This is a genomic window from Nocardiopsis sp. JB363, from assembly GCF_900143625.1.
Classification (GTDB): domain Bacteria; phylum Actinomycetota; class Actinomycetes; order Streptosporangiales; family Streptosporangiaceae; genus Nocardiopsis.
Genome location: NZ_FRFF01000135.1, coordinates 163,321 through 180,684 on the forward strand (window position 1 = coordinate 163,321; position 17,364 = coordinate 180,684).

Consider the following 17,364-nt stretch of genomic DNA (forward strand, 5'->3'; position numbering starts at 1 on the left):
CCTCGCCGGGTGTTCTGGAACCGTTCCACCGACACTACCCGGACCGGGCCGACCCTGGTCGCGGGGGAGCACGGTGGTCGCGTCACGATCCAGTAGTGTCCAATGCGTGGATATCGACGTGTTCTCCGCGGTGCACGCGCAGGAGTGGGATCGGCTGGACGAACTGGTGCGCAAGCGCCGTTCGCTCACGGGTGAGGAGATCGACGAACTCGTCGAGCTCTACCAGAGAGTCTCCACGCACCTGTCGGTGGTGCGCACCTCCGGTCAGGATCCGGCGCTCTCGGGTCGACTGTCGTCCCTGGTGGCCCGGGCGCGGTCGGCGGTGACCGGAGCGCACTCCTCCGGGTGGGCGGACGTCGGCGGGTTCTTCACCCGAAGCTTCCCGGCCACGCTGTACCGACTGCGCTGGTGGTGGATCGGTGTCACCGTCGGAACCCTGGCGATCGCCACCGTCACGGGGTGGTGGGTCGCCGCCAACCCGGACGTGTTGGCGGCGCTCGGTACGCCCGAATCCATCGCCCGCTACGTCGAGTACGAGTTCGCGAACTACTACACGGAGAACCCGGCGGGGTCGTTCGCCGCGCAGGTGTGGACCAACAACGCCTGGGTGGCGGCACAGGCGATCATCTTCGGAGTGGCCTTCGGTCTGCCGACCCTCTGGGTGCTGCTCATGAACGCGGTCAACGTGGGCATGGCCGGCGGCATGATGTTCGCCCACGGTCGCGGCGATGTCTTCTTCGCGCTGCTCCTCCCGCACGGCCTGCTGGAGCTCACGGCGGTGTTCGTCGCCGGGGGCGTGGGGCTCAAGATCGGGTGGACGTTGATCTCCCCGGGCGACCGGACCCGGTTGCGCGCCCTGGGAGAGGAGGCCCGAGCCGCCATCGGCGTGGCCTTGGGGCTGGTCGTGGTGCTGTTCATCTCGGGTCTCATCGAGGGCCTGGTGACCGGTTGGATCACCAACACCTGGGCCGCCATCGGCATCGGTGTGATCGCGGAGGCGCTGTTCTTCCTGTACGTGTTCACCGTCGGCAAGCGTGCCCACCGAGCGGGCGAGACCGGCGACATCGAGAACGCCCCGGCCGCCGTCCCCGTCGCCGGCTAGGCGAACACCGTTGATGGCAGGATCGAAGCCATGAACGATTCCCTCCGTTGGTTCAAAAGCAGTTACAGCGCGGCTGTGAGCTGCTGCCTCGAAGCGGCGAATTCGGAGGCACTGATCTTGGTGCGTGATTCCCGACGGCCGGAGGACGATCTTCTGGTCTTCGATGGAGTGGAATGGCGGGCCTTCGTCAGTTCGACCCTTCGTTGACCCTCGCCAGCCACTCGCGCGCGTCCACGGTGTCCGGATGGCCGTCGCCCAAGGTCCGCACACGCACATCGACGCAGCGTCGTAGGTGTTCCCGTGCCCGGTCTCCGTCTCCGGCCATCGACATCACCCGCCCCAGGTAGTAGTCGGACATCGCGACCAAGGGGTGGCCGACGTCCAGTGTTCGCAGTCGGATCTCTCGAACGGCGAGGAACTCGCCCTCGGCTCGGCGTGCTTCTCCCAGGTGCATGAGGGCGAAGGCCACGTTCTCACGGGCGAGGAGGACCCGATCGTTCTCGGGGCCGTAGCGGCGCGTTCTCGACTCGATCAGGGGACGGAACCCGGCGATGGTCGCCTCCCACTCACCGCGGCGCAGTGGGATGAGGGCGAGCATGAAACGCACGTCCAAGGTGGCGTCGTGCTCCGCGCCGTGAACTGCGAGGTTGGTTTCCAGGAGTTCACGGTAGGCCGCTTCGGCGTTGGCGAGTTCTCCCTGTTGGAGCCAGGCTTCGGCGATACCGTGCCGCGTCTTGAGGGTGTCCGCGTGGGTGGGGCCGAGACTTTGCTCCATCTTCCGCACGAATCTTCGCCCCATCGACTCGGCTTCCTCGTGTTCGCCCGCCAGATTGAGGAGATGCACGATCTCTACGGCCTCCTGAACACGCGTGTCCTCGGTCGGCGGGGAGGACCTCGTTCGCACGCGGTGCTGAAGGACACTCAGGTGGGCTGTCGCCTCTTGGAACGGATCGCGCCCGTGTTGTCGACGCAGGAGCGAGGTGACCTCGTCGAGAAGCGGTGCGTCCGACGGGGTGAGCCCCTCCAGTACGGTCTCCGCCACGAGGGGGTGCAGGTGCACCTCCGGCTCACCTCTGCCATGGTCCGACCGGACCAGTCCTTGGACGATCAAGGCGTTGATCGAACGGGCCAGGGTCGCCTCGTCCAAGGGGGACGCGGGATCGTCGAGGACCCCGCCCCGAAGCGCGGAGATCGGAAGTCTGCGCACCGACACGCGCATGCCTTCGGGACCCAGGAGGGCCAGGAACTTGAGCAGCCGCTCGGCCTTGGGGAAACGCTCACCGATCAGTCGCAGGGACAGGCTCCAGACCTCCGAGAGCAGCTCGCGCTCGCTGTTCGTTCCGGCGACCAACGGTGAGGCGAGTCTGTCCAGCCCGGTGACACCGTCCTTCAACCGTTCCAGGAGTGATCGGGCGTCGGGGAACAGCAGTCCGTGGGTCGCCAGGATGCGTCCGGCCAGTGCCAGGGCGATCGGCACACCACCCAAGCGTTCGGCGAGGGCCTCGGCCCCGGGTACGTCTTCGGCCCCGGCGTGGTCGCTCAGCGCCAGGCTCGCGTCCTCGTGGGTCAGAACCTCCACTCGGTGCACCTTCGCCGGAGCCCAGAGCGCGGGGTCGTTCACACGGCTGGTGACCAGGACGAATCCGCCGGGGCTGGAGCGCATCCACCCCCGCTGTTCGCCGGGGCGGTTCTCCGGGTCCAGCAGCTCGGGTCGGTCGGCGTTGTCGAGCACCAGCAGCCAGGGACGGGGAGCGGCGTCGAGGTGTCGCCAGACCCAGCGGGCAGCCGATCGAGGGGCGCCCTTCACCTGATCGGCCTCGGTGCGCGGGGCGCCCATCTCCACGGCGATTTCCAGCATGCTCGGCAGGATCGCGTCGGGGCGAACCCAGAACACGGTCCATCCCTCGGCGCGCGCGTGTTCGGCGAGCGCCGCCGCCACGGTGGTCTTGCCGAACCCTCCTGGCCCGGTCAGAACATGGGGCACGGGCGCCCCGCGCACCATCGCGTTCCGGAGGGTCTCCAGGAGCCCGTCACGTCCTCGCACGGTGGTGGCCGGGCGCGGAGGGTCCAGGGACACGTCCGCGACGGTCGTGGGCGCCTGGGGCGGGTTCACGGTGATGTCACCGTGGATGTCGTGCACCTGGAGCAGTTGCCCGTAGACGGCGCCGTGGGCGGAGTTGTGGGCGTCGGGGGGTGAGGCCATGAACCCCATAGTGCACGAAGGAACCGCTCCCGTGAGGGGAGCGGCTCCTTCGACGACTCTTCGACGACCTGGGTGCTACAGCCTGCCCTGGGCCTTGAGGTTGATGTAGGCGTCGGCCAGGGCCGGTGCGATGTGCTCGGGGTCGGCGTCGACCACCTCGGCGCCCATCCGGCGCAGTTCCGCGCTGATCCGGTGCCGCTCGCTCACGGTGCGTTCGGCGGAGGCCGCCCGGTACAGGGCGGCGGCGCTGCCCCGTTCGGCGGCCATCTCCTCCACCTTCGGATCCTTGACCCCCGCCACCAGCAGCAGGTGGTGCGAGGACAACAGCGGCAGCCGCGGCAGCAGACCCTCTTCGAGGGCGGTCGTGTTGAGGTCGGTCAGCAACACCACCAACCGACGGCTACGGCCCTGGGAGAGAATCGTGCTGACCAGACCCGCCGGGTCCGACTCCACCAGCTCGGCCTCCAACGGCGCCATGGCCTCCACGACCCGACGCACCTGGCTGCCCTTGCCGGAGGCCTTCACCTGGGCTCGGACGGCCCGGTCGTAGGCCATGAAGTCCACCCGGTCGCCCGCCTTGCCCGCCAGCGCGGTGAGCAGCAGGGCCGCGTCCATGGCGTGGTCCAGCCTGGGGGTGTCGCCCACCCGACCGGCGGAGGTGCGGCCGGTGTCCAGCACGATGAGGATGCGCCGGTCGCGTTCGGGCCGCCAGGTCCGCACCACCACACCGTCGTTCCGGGCCGTGGCGCGCCAGTCGATGGAGCGAACGTCGTCGCCGGGCACGTAGTCGCGCAGTGAGTCGAACTCGCTGCCCTGACCGCGCACCATCGCGGTGTGCTGCCCCTCCAGCTCGCGCAGGCGGGACAACTTGCCCGGAAGGTGCCTACGGCTGTGGAACGGCGGCAGCGTCCGCACGGTCCACGGCGCCTGGAGGGTGACCTGACGCCCGGCGAGCCCCAACGGGCCGACGCTGCGCACGGTGACTCCGGCGGAACGGGCGTCACCCCGGCGGGTCGGGGTGAGCGTGGTCGTGATCCGACGTCGTTCACCGGCGTCCACACGAAGTGGCCGTGCCTTGGGCGCACTGTGCGAACTGGGCGGCCAGGCGTCGCGTACCGAACCGCGCAGGCGCCGCTTGGTCGGGTTGCCCACCAGTACCGACACCGACGCGGAGTCGCCCAGGCGCAGCGAGGTCTCGCCCTCCCGGGTCAGTCGCATCCGTCGAGGGGAGGTCGCCAGCGCCACGTCCAGCACGACGAGCAGCACCACCAGACCCACGGCGACGTAGGTGACGGTCTCGCCGATCTGACCGGAGATCGCCACCGCGCCCGTCGCGAGGAGCGCCAGGAGCACGGCCCGGCCGGTGACCACCATCAGCGCGGTACCGGGACGGAGGCGAGCACACCGTCCAGGATTCCGTCCGTGGTGGCACCCTCCAGTTCGGCCTCCGGGCGCAGTCCGATCCGGTGCCGCAGGGTGCCCTTGGCCAGGGCCTTGACGTCGTCCGGGGTCACGTAGTCACGTCCGGACAGCCACGCCCACGCCCGGCTGGTGCGCAACAGGGCGGTGGCGCCACGGGGGGAGGCGCCCAACTGAAGGGAGGGCGAGAAGCGGGTGGCCCGGCACAGGTCCACGACGTAACCGAGGACCTCCGGGGCCACGCGCACCTGTGCGACGGCGTTGCGGGCCGCCTGGAGTTCGGCGGCGCCCGCGACCGCGGTCACCCCGGCGGCGGCCAGGTCGCTCGGGTCGAAACCGGCGGCGTGCCTGCCCAGCATGTCGATCTCCGCGTTGCGTTCGGGCAGCGGGATCGTCACCTTGAGCAGGAACCGGTCCAGCTGGGCCTCGGGCAGCGGGTAGGTGCCCTCGTACTCGACGGGGTTCTGGGTGGCCGCGACCATGAACGGGTCCGGCAGCGCTACCGGATCGCCCCCCACGGTGACCTGTCGCTCCTCCATGGCCTCCAGCAGGGAGGCCTGGGTCTTGGGAGGGGTCCGGTTGATCTCGTCGGCCAGCAGCAGGTTGGTGAAGACGGGGCCCCGCATGAACTCGAACTTCGCCGTGTGCTGGTCATAGACGAGTGACCCGGTCACGTCGCCGGGCATCAGGTCGGGGGTGAACTGGACCCGTTTGTTGTCCAGGGACAGGGCGGCGGAGACGGTGCGCACGAGCAGTGTCTTGGCGACACCGGGCACACCCTCCAACAGGATATGGCCCCGGCACAGCAGTGCCACGACCAGACCGGTCACCGTCTCGTCCTGGCCCACGACGGCCTTGGCCACCTCACGGCGCAGGTCGGTCAGTGCCGCCCGCGCCTCGTCGGCGGAGGGCAGTGCCTCGGGTGTGAACGCGCTCACGTGCCGTCTACCTCTCTCGATCCCTTGTCGGTTCTGGTCTGTGGGGGGAACGCGCGACCCTTCGGGCCGGGTCCTTGGGGGCGTGGCCGGTCACCGTAGTTTCCGGGTGAGTTCGTCCAACGCTTCACTGAGCCCGAGCATGGCGTCGTCGTCGGCCACGTACGGGTCGTTCGGCCCCGGGTAGAGCAGTTGCCCCAGGTGGTGCGGGTCGTCGCCGGTGCGTGCGGCCAGTGTCGCCACCACGGCCTGAGACCCGGAATCGGTGTTCAGTCCCAACTTGGGCACCGAACGTTCCAGGAAACCGGTCCGCAGGGCGGCCGCCACCCGGTCCCGGGCGCTCCGCGATCGGTACAGCCCGGCCCGCCCCTCGGTGGTCTCCGAGGCGCGCACCACGACGGGCAGCGACTCGTGGACGAGGGCGCCCAACCTCCGGCCCCGCCAGAGGGCGAGCAGCAGCAGCGTCAGCGCGAGTGGCACCGCGGACCACAGCAGCCCGGCCGGGAGCAGGTCCTGGATGTCGGAGCCGCCGGCCTCCTGGGGAGCGTCCGGGCGCAGCCACACGACGTGCTCCGCCGACGTCAGGTTCAGCGCCAGCGCGGCGTTGCCGTCGGCGTCCAGGTCACGGTTGGTCAGGAAGGTGCCGGTGCCGACCACGGTGGTGGTGCCGCCGTGCGGAGAGTCCACCCTGATCAGTGCGGACCCGTCGTCGGACGGATAGCAGGTCTGGGCGACCACAGCGTCGTCGGCGGAGTACAACTCGCCGGCGACTTCGGCGGATCCCGCGGCGGCGGCCGCGGGCAGTGCGCACTCCGGTTCGAGCGAGTCCTCGTCGTCGGCTCGACCGGTCACGTCGGTGCCCGGAGCGAACGCCTCCAGGGAGCGCAGGGAGGGCTGTACGAGCACGGTGTCCGTGCCCAGCTCGGACAGGGTGTCCAGCTCCTCGGGCAGCATCCGGTGGTCGAGGAAGACCAGGAGCACGGTGTCCTCGCCCGTGCGTTCCACGGCCTGTGCCGCCGACGCGGAGTCCCGCGCCACGGTGACGTCGGCGTCCTCGGCCAAGAGCCGGGAGAAGGCCCGCGCTCCGCTGGGCTCGGGGTTGCCCGGTTCCAGACGGCCGGAGGGGAACTGCTCACCGCCCAGGGACAGCAGGACCCCCACCAGGAGCAGCGCGGCGAACAGGACCACGGGGACGCGTACCGAACGCCACAGTCGCCGGACGCCGCCGGAGTCGTGTTCGGCTCCGGGTCGGGGCCGTTCCCGAGTGGAGGGTGCGGGGGTGGTCGGTGCGGTCGACGTCATCGTGCCTCCGCCGCGGTCTCGTCCCCGGTGACCACCGGACGGGCGGCGCTGAGCCGAACGTCCAGTTCGCGCAGGGTGCGGGCGGATTCGGGGGTGGCGACACGGTCGCCGTAGACCACGTCGTTGAAGATGCGGGCGCCCTCGCGCAGCCCCTCGGCCTCGCCGGGCAGCACGCCGGCGGCCTCGTCGGCGAGCTCGGTGGCGGTGCGCCCGGCCCGGGGGGCGATGATGGTCCGGTCCTCCAGGTCCACGCTGATGGCGCGCAGCCGTTCGGTGACCGCCTGGGCGAACTCGCCGGCGGTCTCGTGTCGGTCGGCCGAGGCACGGTGGTCGGTCGCCGACCGGACCGTCCCCTCATGGACGAGGGCGTCGAGACGACGGTTGCGCGTCGGACGCAGGTACACGATGAGCACCACCACGGCGATCACGACGACCAGCAGGAGCAGGGCGGCCCACACCTGGCCGGGCAGGAACCCCTCGCCTGCCGTGAGCAAAGAGCTCAACCACTCCTCCACCCAGGCCAGGAAACGGTCGATGATCGAGGGTTCGTGTTCGCCGTAGAGGGGGTCGGAGAGTTCCTCGATGGCGCGACGGCGGCCCTCGTCCCGGGTCACCTCCAGGGGCGCGGTCGTCGTGGGCCTCACGTGCGCGGCTCCGGCAGGTAGATCTCGGGACCGCTCGACTCGCCCCGCTGGGCGGCCTGATGCAGCTTCAGGTCGAGCCCCTCACGGCGCATCCGCAGATCGACGTAGAGCAGGGTGTTCACCCCGGCCACGAACGGTTGGGTGACCGCGTAGATCAGCACGGTGAGCAGGTAGGTGACCGCGCCGGCGAGGATCATGGGCCAGGCCGCGTCGGGGGAGGTCGCGCCGATGAAGCCGGTGATCAGGCTCACGGGGGTGCTCAGGACCATCTGCACCACCATGACGATGAGCAGGGTCAGGAGCCAGTAGCCCAGGGTGCGCCACCAGCTGCCCCGGGAGAGCTGCCAGGAACGCGCCATGGCCTGGAAGGGGCCCACCCGCTCCAGGACGACCATCGGCATGGCGAAGTACAGCCGGATCCAGATCCAGAGCGCGGGCAGGGCCACCGCGACCGCTCCGAGCAGACCGACCAGAAGGCCGACGGCCACACCGGCCCCACCGCCGGAGGCGTAGCCGACCATGACGCCGACGAGGATCGCGACGAACAGGGCGATGAAGAACACCAGGCCCATGACGAACCCGATGACCAACCTCAGCAGGGCGAGGCCGAGGATGGCGCCGATGCGACCACGGGCGGCCTCCCACGCCTGCTTCGGGGTGAGCTTGTGGCCGAGGACGGCCATGCCCGCGACCGCGGCCAGGAGGCCGAGCAGGATCGCCGCGCCCAGGTAGACGATCAGCTCACCGAGGTACATGAGACCCATGACCAGAGGTGAGGACGGGAAGAGCGGTGAGTTCGGGTCGACGGCCGCCGGATCGGCCATGATCTCGTCCAGGAACGTGGTGTAGTCGTCCAGGAAGAGCGTCGAGGCGATCGAGCTGAGGATGGTCGCCAGCGCCATGACGACGAGGGCCAACCCCATGGTGGTCTTCGGGTTGTTGCGGACGTAGCTGAACGCCCCGTTGAAGATGTCGCCGAGGCTCATGGGCCGCAGCGCCACCACACCGGGCTTGGGCGCGTCGGGTCGCACGGGACCGTGTCCGTAGCCGCCCTGCGGTCCGTGGCCGGGGGGAGGTCCGTAACCGGGCGGGTACCCGGGGGGAGGTCCGTAACCTGGCGGGACGTTTCCGGGCGGGGGAGCGTAGGAGGGCTGTTCGCCGTAGGGCTGTCCGTGACCCGGCTGTCCGTACTGCCCGGGACCGTACTGGGCCTGTCCGTACTGAGCCTGTCCGTACTGGGCCTGCTCGTACTGCCCGGGACCGTACTGCTCCTGACCGTAGGACGGAGCTCCGTATCCCGGGGGTGCGTACCCCTGTGGTCCGTGCCCGGGTTGTGCGCCGTATCCGGGCTGAGCGGGGGGTGCGAAGCCGGGGCCATCGGTCCGTTCCGGGGGAGGCGTCGCCCCCTGGCCCGGGGCGGCCCACCCGGAAGGGGCCGCGGGGCTCGGGTCGGCGGGGCCCGGGGTCGGGTGCTCGGACCCGCCGGGGGTCCCGGAGCCGGGCGACCGCTGTTCCTCGGTGCCGTCCGGGGTCTCCCCGGACGTGTCCCGGTGGCCGTCCTCCTGGCTCATCCGTTCCGCCCTCCGTGAGGTTCGGTTACTCTGCGCGAGCGTATTCGCTCTCATCCTGATCTGTCGGAAACCAACCTACCGGCCGGTTCCACCGCTCTTCAGTGGTATCGGAGTGTGTCCTATGACAACCGACGCACTTCATTCCTTTTGTATGCTTTCTGTTACCAACCGGCCAAGTCTCGGAGCTTTCCAGGTCTTCCTGGCCAGGGGCGACGCCGCAGGTGGCCGAAAACCGCCAAAAAGGGTCCAACACCGTTGACCGCACTTCCCACCGTGCCCGGAGCCGGCAAGGTTGGAGAAGATGAAACGCGGTTCCCGAAATCCCCTGACCGGGGAGCATGGGGACCGAACCACTGACGCCGCTTGAGTGTTCCAGGAGAGAGGAGTAGGCGCCGAAATCCCGCGTCGCCCCTGAGGCGACGCAGGCCCGACGGCGCCGGACACACCGATGAAGGGACGTGTACTGGTTGTCGACGATGACCTCGCCCTCGCCGAGATGCTGGGGATCGTACTCCGGGGTGAGGGGTTCGAGCCCTCGTTCGTCCACGACGGGGACAAGGCCATGGAAGCCTTCCGCGAGACCAAGCCTGACCTGGTCCTCCTCGACCTGATGCTCCCCGGGGCCGACGGCATCGACGTGTGCCGTCAGATCCGCACCGAGTCCGGGGTGCCCATCGTCATGCTCACCGCCAAGAGCGACACCGTCGACGTCGTGCTGGGACTTGAATCGGGGGCCGACGACTACATCGTCAAGCCCTTCAAGCCCAAGGAGTTGGTGGCCCGCGTGCGCGTGCGTCTGCGCCGCACCGAGGAGCCCGCCCCCGAGGTCCTGCAGATCGGCGACATCAACATCGACGTCGCCGGGCACGCGGTGCGCCGGGACGGCGAGCAGATCAGCCTCACCCCGCTCGAATTCGACCTGCTGGTCGCCCTGGCCCGCAAGCCGCGTCAGGTGTTCACCCGCGAGGTGCTGCTCGAACAGGTCTGGGGTTACCGACACGCCGCCGACACGCGCCTGGTCAACGTGCACGTGCAGCGGCTGCGCGCCAAGATCGAGAAGGACCCCGAACACCCCGAGGTCGTCGTGACCGTACGCGGCGTCGGCTACAAGGCCGGTACCGCCTGATCCGACCGAGATCCCCATGACCGTGTCCGAACCCGAGGAGGGGCGACAGGCCGACCCCGAAGGGGATCGGCCGGTCCCCTCCTCAGGGCTGCCCGCTTCCGAGGACGCTCCGAGTGAATCCAACTCGGGCCTGACCCGTGCCTACCTCCTCGCCCAGCGCGCCGCGCGCGCACTGGTGCGCGGGGTGCACAGCAACTGGCGCCGTTCGCTGTACCTACGGGTCATCAGCACGACCCTGCTCCTGTCCATGCTCGTCCTGGTGGGACTGAGCTACGTGCTGATCTCCGAGGTCCGCGGCGGGCTGTTGGAGGCCAAGGTGAACGGGGCGGTCAACGACCACCGCGCCGGCCTCAGCTACGCCGTGGCGGAGTTGCAGGAGAACGAGACCAGCGACCGCGACCGCCTGCTCAACGACCTCGCGCGCGAGCTGACCAGCCGCAGCGGTGAGACCGGGCTGTACGGCGTCATCGTGCTGCCTTCGGTCAGCGACGAACGCGGCTGGGCGACCGTCGACGAGGACACCGTCCAGGAGAGCGTGCCCGAACGCCTGGTCGAGCAGGTCCGCCACTCCGAAGTGCCCGATCAGCAGTACCACACGTACACGCGGATCGAGACCGAGGACGGTTCCATCGAACCCGCCCTGGTCGTGGGCGCCCAACTCACCCACGCCTACGAGCTCTACTACGTGTTCCCGCTCCAACACGAGCAGGAGATCCTGGACCTGGTCCAGAACACGGTCGCGCTCGTCGGCGCCCTGCTCGTGATCCTCCTCGGACTCATCGCGTTCATGGTCACCCGAATGGTGGTCACCCCGATCCGGTCCGCGGCGCTGTCGGCCGAACGGCTCGCCTCCGGCGACCTCGCCGAACGCATGACCGTGCGGGGCGAGGACGACCTCGCCCGGCTCGCGATGTCCTTCAACGACATGGCCGGCAACCTCCAGGAGAAGATCCAGGAGCTGGAGGAGCTGTCCAAGGTGCAGCGCCAGTTCGTCTCCGATGTCTCACACGAACTGCGCACCCCGCTCACCACCATCCGTATGGCCGGTGACCTGCTCTTCGACGATCGAGAAACGCTCGATGGCTCCCACCGGCGTTCCGTGGAACTGCTCCAGAGCCAGGTGGAACGCTTCGAGGAACTGCTTTCGGATCTTCTGGAGATCAGCCGGCACGACGCGGGCGCGGCCACCCTGGGCATCGAGTCCTCCGACCTTCGCGACTCGGTGATGAAGGCGGTCGGCGACGCCGAGCAGATCGCCGAACGCCGCGGCATCAAGGTGATCCTGCGGCTGCCCGCCGACCCCTGCATGGCCGAGTTCGACACCCGGCGCATCAACCGCATCCTGCGCAACCTGGTGGTCAACGCCATCGAGCACAGCGAGGGGCGCGACGTCGTGGTGGCCGCGGCAGGTGACCGCGACGCCATCGCGGTGACCGTCCGCGACTACGGGGTGGGTCTGAAGGAGGGGGAGGAGCACCTGTGCTTCGACCGCTTCTGGCGGGCCGACTATTCCCGGGTGCGCACCACCGGAGGCACCGGGCTCGGGTTGCCCATCGCCAAGGAGGACGCCGTCCTGCACGGCGGTTGGCTCCAGGCGTGGGGCATGCCGGGCCAGGGCTCCCAGTTCCGGCTGTCCCTGCCCCGACGCTCCGGTACCGAGCTGCGTGGTTCCCCGTTGCCGCTGGTGCCGCCGGAGATCGCCCTGGGCCGTAACTTCACCTCCTTGGGCGAACCGTCCGCCAAGGTGCGCGGTGGCACCGAAGACGAGGAGGTCTCGTGAGCCAGAAGGCACGAAGGGTCGCGTCGTTCCCGCGAGCGCTCTCCCCGGGCGTACGGCCCCGGCAGGGGCTGTCCCGGTCCGCGCGCGGCTTCGCCGCCGCCGCGCTCGCCTGCGTGACCCTCGCGGCGTGCGCGACCGTCCCCATGACCGGACCGGTCGTCCCCGGTGAGGGCGGCGACGTCTCCGGCGACCCCTATGACGGCTACGTGCGACTGCTGCCCGCGGGCCCGCAGCCCGGGGTGGCCCCCGAAGGACTGGTCGACGGCTTCCTCAAGGACATGGGCAGCTTCGAGGAGGACCACAAGGCGGCGCGCAGCTACATGCAGTCCGAGACCGCCGAGACGTGGTCCCCCAACGGCGCGGTGAGCGTGTTCAACGACCTCGACGCCGCCGACTTCGACGCCGAGATCAGCGACGACGGCCTCACCGCCAACGTCCTGGTACGCAGCAACCAGGTGGCGACCATCGACGAGAGCGGCAAGTACGTCCCCACCCAGTCCCCGGCCACCCTCCTGGAGGAGACGTTCACCCTGGTCAGGGAGGACGGCGACCCCGAGGGCGAATGGCGGATCCAGGACCTGCCCGACGAGCTGCTGCTCAGTGCGCTCGACATCGAACGCACCCACCGCCCGTTCAACCTCTACTACTTCAACTCCGAGCGCACGGCCCTGGTCCCCGACCCGGTCTACCTGCCCGTGAGCCCCGACCAACTGGCCGAGCGTCTGCTCCGCAAGCTCATCGCCGGTCCCACGGACTGGCTCGCTCCCGCGGTGTCCTCCGCGTTCCCGGAAGAGGCCGTCACCCGTCTGGAGGTCGACTCCGAGCACGCCGTGATCAACGTCAGCGGTATCGCCGAGATCGACGAGTACGACATGGCGGCCCAGATCGCCTGGACACTGCGCCAACTACCCGAGGTCCAGGAGTTCACCCTCAAGGTCAACGGTGAGGAGGTCGCGTTCCCCGACTCCGACGGGGAGAGCGCCGACCGGCCGCGCCCCGGCAGCGACCTGTGGTCGAGGGTGAGCCCCGGTGCGACGTCCGCCGACATCCGCGGCTACTACACCCAGGCGGGGCAGCTGTGGTCGGCCTCCGACTGGACCGCCGAGAACTTCGGCGACGCCGAACCGGTCCCCGGACCGCTCGGCCGCGGTGACCTGCAGTTGGACCGGTTCGCGGTCTCTCTCGACCAGAGCACCATCGCCGGCATCACCCTCGGTGGGAGCGAGGTCGTCACCAGTCTCGCCGACCCGGGCGCCCGAACCCGGGAGGTCCTCGACGAGGGCCTGTTCACCGACCTGTCCTGGGACATCGACAACAACCTCTGGGTGGTGGAGGAGACCCCCGACGAGGACGAGGACGACGAGGAAGAGGACGAGGGTGCCGGTCGGGAGGCCGAAGGAGACCCGAACCTCAGCGGTTCGGGGGCCGAGGAACCACCCGAACCGGGCGACAGCACCCTGTGGCTGCTCCGCGACGGTGACGAAGTGGTCCGAGCCCAGGTGAGCGGCTTGCGCGACCACTCCCTGGTGAGTTTCCGCATCTCCCGGGACGGCGCACGCGCCGCGGTCATCACGGAGCAGGACGGTGAGCGCGCGCTCAAGGTCGGCCGAGTGGTCGACGACCGGGACGGTCAGGTCTCCGTGGGCGAGTTCATCACCCTCGCCCAAGAGGTGGAGGACGTCACCGCGGTCGCATGGCGCTCCAGCGACCAACTGGTGGTGCTGGGCAGCAGGGACGGTGGCACGCACCAGGCGATGCTGGTGGCGTTGGACGGCGGCACCCCCGCGGCCAGCGCGGGCACCCCCGCCGCGGGCATGGTCACCATCTCCGGAGCACCTGGACAGCCGCTGCTCGCCGGCTCCGACGACGGCAACATCTGGGCTTCGAACGACCCCTTGAACTGGCAGAACGTCGTCGAGGGCGGATCGCCGACCTTCCCGGGTTGAGCCGCGGACCACGTGGACGAACACGCCTCGGCAATGGCCGGGCGCGGGGTTGTCCACAGGCGCGAAATCGGCTCTGGTGAAGTGGGCTCCGACCCCGCACCCTTGAGGACATGGACCACGACGGCGCACCCTCCCGAGGGTGGTCTCCGGGCCTGCTGTCCGGGCTCCGAGGCCACCTGTCGGCCCTCCTCACCGCACTCCTCGACCTCCTGCTGCCACAGCGTTGCGCGGGTTGCTCGGCGCCTCACGGGCCGCTGTGTCCCGACTGTCGGACACTGCTGGCCCATGGGCCGCGACCCTGCGTGCCACGGCCGGGCTGCCCACCGACCTGGGCGGCGGGCGGGCACGCGGGACGGGAACGCCGGGTCCTGCTCGCCTACAAGGAACACGGGGACGGGCGGCTGGCCGGTGTGCTGGGGGAGAGGCTCGCCAGGACACTGCGGGCTTCGGGGTGGTCCGGGCCGGACGTGCTGCTCGTCCCGGTCCCGGGACGCTGGGGCACCAGAGCGGGAAGCGGTCGGGTGGCACGGCTGGCGCGGGAGTGCGCCCGCGGCGCGGGGCCCTCGGGCACGGCCGGGACGGCACCCGTCCTGAGGTACCGACACCCGGCCGGACGTCAGGTGGGGCTGGGGCGGGCGCGACGTCTGACCAACCGGGCAGGCGTGTTCGTGATCCGCCCACACGCGACGTTCGAACACGGAGGCCGGGTCGAACTGGTCGACCGGCCGGTCGTGGTCGTGGACGACGTCCTCACCACCGGGGCGACGCTCACGGAGGCGGCCCGTGCCCTGCGGGCGGAGGGCGCCCGGGTCGTGGGCGCGGTCGTGTCGGCGGAACGGGGACGCGCGTCGGAGGGGGCGACTTCGGGCACCGGTAATGTCCGGAGACCAAGGTTTTACAAACGTCCCTGAACAGGCGAAAGGTGCCTTTCCGTAAGGCTTTGCGGGCCTGGTCGTCGGGTCGACGGTCCGTTCTCCACCTGACATACGGGCCTGGACAGGTTACGGTCCAGGTATGGCACCCGTCCGGGTCCGTGGTTGCGTCGGAATCTCTGAGCCTCCGGGAACACCGGGGAGCTCCTCCGGCAAGCCGATGCCAGGCGCAGGCGAAACGGCCCACGTAAGGCGACTTTTCGTCGACCGATCACGGTGCGCCTTAGAGGTAAGTCCTGCCCCGCGGAGGGTCCCGATGTCCCTCATGACAGGGAGAAGAGCAGTAGTCGCGATCAAGAGCGGCGACACTCTCAGCAGGCGGATGTGGGGACGAAGACCAGGTCGGCCGGACGGGTGGCATACCGACGTGCGGGGGTCCGACGTGTCCGGGGTGAGAACCCCGTGGACGTGGGCCCCCTGCCGTTCCCTACCCGGGGCCCGATTCCTCGCGCTCCTCGTGGTGCCCCACGAGCGCGGTGGTCCCGCCGGTCCCGACACCCATCGCTTCGACCGTACCGACGTTCACGTCAGGTCCTTCACCGGGGTCAGGGCACTCTTCCCGCTACGGATTTCCATGACCGTTCCAGGCGTCTTGCCCACACATGGCCCAAACCTGGAGAAGGTCCTTATTCGCAGCTCACCTACCCCGGACAATCATGTTCTCAGGGCGGGTGATGACCCTGCCCCGGATGGGTATACGCACTTCCAAGCGGGCCGTACACCGGCTCGCGCCGCCGACGGAAGGGGGCCGACGCGTCACACCCCTCCCTACCCGGGGAGGGAGCAGAGCCAGCCTGGCCGTCGCCTTCACGGCGGCCATGCGATGAAGGGGGTCCTATGGACATCATCGTCAAGGGTCGACGCACCGGTGTGAGTGAGAAGTTCCGAGAGCACGTCGAGACCAAGCTCGACAGGCTCTCCAAGTGGGAGCGCAAGGGCATGAGCGTCGATGTGGAGGTGTCCCAGGAGCGCAACCCCAAGCTCGCCGATGTTCGCGAGCGGGTTGAACTGACCATCCACTCCGACGGCCCGACCATCAGGAGTGAGGCCGCGTCCGTGGACCGTCACGGAGCCCTCGACCTCGCCCTCGACAAGATCGAGGCCCGTCTTCGCAAGTCCGCGGACCGCCGCAAGGTGCACCGCGGCAATCGCACTCCCGTCTCCGTGGCGGCCGCGACCGCCGACCTCCCTGGAGACCTGCCCTCACTCGCCCCGATCGGTGAAACGGCGCCCCCTGCGCAGCGCAGTGGGGATGAGGAGATCGACGGCCTCGCGGTCGACGGTCGCTTCTCCGACGAGTTCGTCGAACTCGACACCCAAGGGGACGCTCCCGTGATCGTTCGGGAGAAGTACCACCGGGCCAAGCCGATGAGCATCGACCAGGCGTTGATGGAGATGGAGCTGATCGGCCACGACTTCTACCTCTTCCACGACGAAGTCAAGGACACCCCGAGCGTCGTCTACCGCAGGAAGGGCTTCGACTACGGAGTCCTGCGACTGGTCGACTAAAAGAATTCCGGCCTCGCTCCCGGAACCGGTGATACCGGGGGTGGGGACGTAGCGGTCGCGGCGGGCCCGGACGGGCCCGCCGCGTTCCTGAGCGAAGGTCCGAAGCATCGCCTCTCCGGACCTTCGAGACGGTGACTAGCCCGCGGAGCCTTCGACTCCCTTGGAACCGTCGGAACCCTCGGGTCGCTCTTCCTCATCCGCCTGCTTGATGCGGTGCAACGGCGTCTGGTGCGGTTCCTCCGATTCCACACGGGGCGGGTCCAGCACCACGTCGGAGAGGATGTCGCAGGACACCGCCACGACCAGCGCCGCCAGCATCAGCAGACCGGCCACCACCAACAGCCACAGGGAACCGCCCAGGGCGATCGCCAGACCACCCAGGGCGAACCCCACGCAGGCGAGCGCCACGACGACCCATGAGGCCGCGCTGCCGCGGTGCCCGTTGCTCGGCGCCAACGCGCCGCCTTGACGTTGGAACCCTCGGATGCGCCCTCGGCGCTTCTGTTCGTCGTCGCTCGGGTGGTGGTGCTCCCAGGCGAGCGCGGGGTCGTCCTCCTCAGCGGGGCGTGAGCGCGTCCCGTGTGGCTTCTCGACCGCGGACTCGATCGCGTCGGCCGGGGTTCGGGGGCCCGGTGGACGTTCGTTCTCGAAGTCCCGTGCGGTGGATCCCGCGTGCTTCTTGCCGGCTCGCATGGCTCCTCCCTCGGTAGCGCCTTTCCGTCCGGGTGTCTTCGCGGGAACGTGCGGGCACGAACCCGCGTTCGGAACACCCTGTACCCATTGCACTACCCGAAGAAATGCGCGAGTCTGCACGAACATCGTGAAAAGGGCGGGAACATCCACCCCCGTCCCACTCGTTTGTCGGTAGGACGGGGAGCGGGTCGGGTCCTCTAGG

The 17,364-nt window shown here is 69.6% G+C and carries 14 protein-coding genes; 7 read left to right on the forward strand and 7 right to left on the reverse strand.

What is annotated here, in order from left to right:
• Nucleotides 1–106: 106 nt before the first annotated feature.
• Nucleotides 107–1,102, forward strand: coding sequence for a stage II sporulation protein M (locus tag BQ8420_RS21615; protein ID WP_087100975.1), 996 nt, complete (start codon nt 107–109; stop codon nt 1,100–1,102).
• Nucleotides 1,103–1,132: 30 nt separating this feature from the next.
• Nucleotides 1,133–1,309 (forward strand): DUF397 domain-containing protein, encoded by a 177-nt coding sequence (locus tag BQ8420_RS21620; protein WP_200816035.1) that lies wholly within the window; start codon nt 1,133–1,135, stop codon nt 1,307–1,309.
• On the opposite strand, the gene BQ8420_RS21625 is transcribed toward BQ8420_RS21620, so the two are convergent.
• From BQ8420_RS21625 to BQ8420_RS21650, 6 genes are all read right to left on the reverse strand, one after another.
• Nucleotides 1,290–3,305: a tetratricopeptide repeat protein gene (locus tag BQ8420_RS21625; RefSeq protein ID WP_087101015.1), complete on the reverse strand. Its 2,016-nt coding sequence runs from the start codon at nt 3,303–3,305 to the stop codon at nt 1,290–1,292. The genes BQ8420_RS21620 and BQ8420_RS21625 overlap by 20 nt on opposite strands.
• 75 nt (nt 3,306–3,380) lie before the next feature.
• Nucleotides 3,381–4,679: a DUF58 domain-containing protein gene (locus tag BQ8420_RS21630; RefSeq protein WP_087100977.1), complete on the reverse strand. Its 1,299-nt coding sequence runs from the start codon at nt 4,677–4,679 to the stop codon at nt 3,381–3,383.
• Complete coding sequence (locus tag BQ8420_RS21635) at nt 4,679–5,662, reverse strand: MoxR family ATPase (RefSeq protein WP_087100978.1); 984 nt, start codon at nt 5,660–5,662, stop codon at nt 4,679–4,681. The genes BQ8420_RS21630 and BQ8420_RS21635 overlap by 1 nt, the downstream gene beginning before the upstream one ends.
• Before the next feature lie 90 nt (nt 5,663–5,752).
• Nucleotides 5,753–6,961 carry a DUF4350 domain-containing protein gene (locus BQ8420_RS21640; RefSeq protein ID WP_087100979.1) on the reverse strand — a complete coding sequence of 403 codons (1,209 nt, stop codon included), beginning with the start codon at nt 6,959–6,961 and terminating at the stop codon, nt 5,753–5,755.
• Nucleotides 6,958–7,605, reverse strand: coding sequence for a DUF4129 domain-containing protein (locus tag BQ8420_RS21645; protein ID WP_087100980.1), 648 nt, complete (start codon nt 7,603–7,605; stop codon nt 6,958–6,960). Before BQ8420_RS21645 ends, BQ8420_RS21640 begins: the two co-directional genes overlap by 4 nt.
• Entirely contained in the window at nt 7,602–9,176 is a 1,575-nt protein-coding gene (locus BQ8420_RS21650) for a glycerophosphoryl diester phosphodiesterase membrane domain-containing protein (RefSeq protein ID WP_087100981.1), read from the reverse strand. Before BQ8420_RS21650 ends, BQ8420_RS21645 begins: the two co-directional genes overlap by 4 nt.
• 448 nt (nt 9,177–9,624) lie before the next feature.
• Here BQ8420_RS21650 and mtrA point away from each other — a divergent pair, with 448 nt between their 5' ends.
• The 5 genes from mtrA to hpf all read left to right on the forward strand — a co-directional run bounded on the left by mtrA (nt 9,625) and on the right by hpf (nt 16,469).
• Nucleotides 9,625–10,302: an MtrAB system response regulator MtrA gene (mtrA, locus tag BQ8420_RS21655; protein WP_087100982.1), complete on the forward strand. Its 678-nt coding sequence runs from the start codon at nt 9,625–9,627 to the stop codon at nt 10,300–10,302.
• A gap of 16 nt (nt 10,303–10,318) precedes the next feature.
• Complete coding sequence (gene mtrB, locus BQ8420_RS21660; RefSeq protein ID WP_087100983.1) at nt 10,319–12,082, forward strand: MtrAB system histidine kinase MtrB; 1,764 nt, start codon at nt 10,319–10,321, stop codon at nt 12,080–12,082.
• 68 nt (nt 12,083–12,150) lie between these two features.
• On the forward strand, nt 12,151–14,028 hold the full coding sequence (locus BQ8420_RS21665; RefSeq protein ID WP_235006408.1) for an LpqB family beta-propeller domain-containing protein: 1,878 nt from the start codon (nt 12,151–12,153) through the stop codon (nt 14,026–14,028).
• Nucleotides 14,029–14,138: 110 nt separating this feature from the next.
• Nucleotides 14,139–14,939, forward strand: coding sequence for a ComF family protein (locus BQ8420_RS21670; RefSeq protein WP_087100984.1), 801 nt, complete (start codon nt 14,139–14,141; stop codon nt 14,937–14,939).
• An 858-nt stretch (nt 14,940–15,797) separates the two neighbouring features.
• A complete protein-coding gene (gene hpf, locus BQ8420_RS21675) occupies nt 15,798–16,469 on the forward strand; it encodes a ribosome hibernation-promoting factor, HPF/YfiA family (RefSeq protein WP_087100985.1) in 672 nt (223 codons plus the stop codon).
• A gap of 135 nt (nt 16,470–16,604) precedes the next feature.
• Here hpf and BQ8420_RS21680 read toward each other — a convergent pair whose 3' ends face one another.
• Nucleotides 16,605–17,162: a hypothetical protein gene (locus BQ8420_RS21680; RefSeq protein WP_143847446.1), complete on the reverse strand. Its 558-nt coding sequence runs from the start codon at nt 17,160–17,162 to the stop codon at nt 16,605–16,607.
• Between the last annotated feature and the right edge of the window lie 202 nt (nt 17,163–17,364).